The sequence below is a fragment of the Pedobacter sp. 01T416_2 genome (genome assembly GCF_056398925.1).
In genome coordinates, this window is the sequence record NZ_JBFTQI010000941.1 from 1 (window position 1) to 2,069 (window position 2,069).

General features: G+C 37.7%; 2 protein-coding genes. One reads left to right on the forward strand and one right to left on the reverse strand.

Annotated elements, in window-relative coordinates; translation table 11 throughout:
• Positions 1-93: 93 nt before the first annotated feature.
• The gene (locus AC1DPQ_RS26075) at positions 94-981 is read right to left on the reverse strand and encodes a LysR family transcriptional regulator (protein ID WP_477583264.1); all 888 of its coding nucleotides are present in this window, start codon (positions 979-981) and stop codon (positions 94-96) included.
• 91 nt (positions 982-1,072) lie between these two features.
• Here AC1DPQ_RS26075 and AC1DPQ_RS26080 point away from each other — a divergent pair, with 91 nt between their 5' ends.
• Positions 1,073-1,795 carry a class I SAM-dependent methyltransferase gene (locus tag AC1DPQ_RS26080; protein WP_477611343.1) on the forward strand — a complete coding sequence of 241 codons (723 nt, stop codon included), beginning with the start codon at positions 1,073-1,075 and terminating at the stop codon, positions 1,793-1,795.
• Positions 1,796-2,069: the final 274 nt, after the last annotated feature.

Sequence of the window (2,069 nt, forward strand, 5' to 3'; positions counted from 1 at the left end):
TCGGAGAACGGCCTTTCTTTCAATTTCATCGGTCTTTAATCAATGTATATTGATTAATGGTACTGGATTTCATTATGCTTATCTTACTGAAAGTCAATTGATTTTTAACTCAGCATAGTGTTTAATAAACCAGGTTAATGCCGGGTTTTTATTCGATTCTTTATAAGCCAGTACTACCTCTGTGTTGACCGGAATAGCATCAAATTCAATAAAAGATACTTTCAACTGTGCATATTGTTTTTTTAACGACAATGGCAAAATAGATACACCCAGGCCCGCTTCTACCAGTTGTAATATAGAGTGTACATTGTTTGCCTCGTGTGTAATATCGGGACTAAAGCCCATCCGCTGGCAAATTTGCATAAGTTTCTCGTTATACTGCGGTGCAAAATCTTTATTAAAGAATATAAACGGGCTTTTCTTCAAAAAATCAGTAAGTCCGTTCTTCGCATCAATTTTTTGGTCTGTTAAAGGAATAACCACCACAAATGGATCAAAAAACAAAGATTCTACTTTCAATTTTTCCGATAAAACCGGTGCTCTTAAAATCCCCACATCTAAACCACCATGTTCTAGCTCTTTAATTTGAGCAAGTGTAGGCACTTCGAACAAACTCGTTTTCAAATAGGGAAATTCCTGGTGCATTAATTTTAAAATTTCTGCCAGGTGCGATTGGTAAACCGAACTGATGTAGCCAATCTTTAATTCGCCGCTAACACCTTCATGAATTTTACGAACCACTTCTTTACTCTCTTCCAGTTTGGCAAACATGGCATCTACTTCAGCCTTAAAATACTTTCCGGCATTTGTTAATGCAACCCGCTTATTACTCCGGGCAAACAATTGTACTTCAAGTTCTTCTTCCAGTTCTTTAATCTGCCTGCTCAAAGGGGGCTGCGAGATAAAAAGTTTTGCTGCAGCCTTGGTAAAATGAAGTTCTTCTGCAACAGTTTTAAAATACAACAGATGTCTGAGTTCCATATTTATAATACTTAATAGGTATCGTTTTATGCTAAAATTGATATTTTACAAATATGACCAACAGCGCTAACTTTACAAAAAAATTAAAGCAATGAGTAAAGATTATTCGCACAAGGCAACAAATGAAGAAATTAAAACAAGGTTTGATAACGATGTAGAACGTTTCTCGAACTTAGAGAGTGGACAACAAACCACCATCGATGCGTCACTTACCATGGAGCTTTGCACCGGAGCAGCCAAATACATAAATCCGAATGCAAAAGAACTGTTGGATATTGGATGTGGTGCGGGGAATTATACGTTAAAAATGCTCAGTAAAATTCCAAACCTTAACTGTACACTTAACGACTTAAGTTTACCGATGCTGGAACGGGCAAGCGRTAGGGTATCGGTACAAACTACCGGAACAGTAACCGTTATACAGGACGATATGCGTAACCTTAATTTACCGGATAATCATTTCGATATTATACTTGCTGCTGCAACATTTCATCATTTGCGCACGGATGCCGATTGGGAACTTGTTTTTACTAAAGTTTACCAGGCTTTAAAACCCGGAGGCAGTATCTGGATTTCAGACCTCATTGCACACGATTCCGTTTTGATCGATAATCTTTTTCAAGATCAATACGGGGCCTACCTTGAAACACTTGGTGGTGCAGCATATAAACAGAAAGTATTTGATTATATTGAATATGAAGATACCCCTCGCTCTTTAAACTATCAACTGGCATTATTGCAAAAAGTTGGGTTTAGCGTTACCGAAATTCTGCATAAAAACTCTTATTTTGCTTCATTTGGAGCGATAAAATAATCAAAAAGAGGTTGTATAATAAAGGCGATTTCAGCCCAGGTGCTGTCATGTTGAGCCTGTCGAAACACCTTAAAGCGTATTTAAACAGGTCCTTCGACAAGCTACCATTGACAGACCCCTGTAGAAAAATCGTCATCTCCTTTGGTTTATCGGACTGATTTTTCTTCTTGTAAATAGTATTACAAGAAGAAAGCTTGGTAAGCGTTTAAATAAAAGGCAGGGTGAACTTCCGTCATCTCTAGTTCACAGAACTTGTGGTCGTATTAGTCCCTGC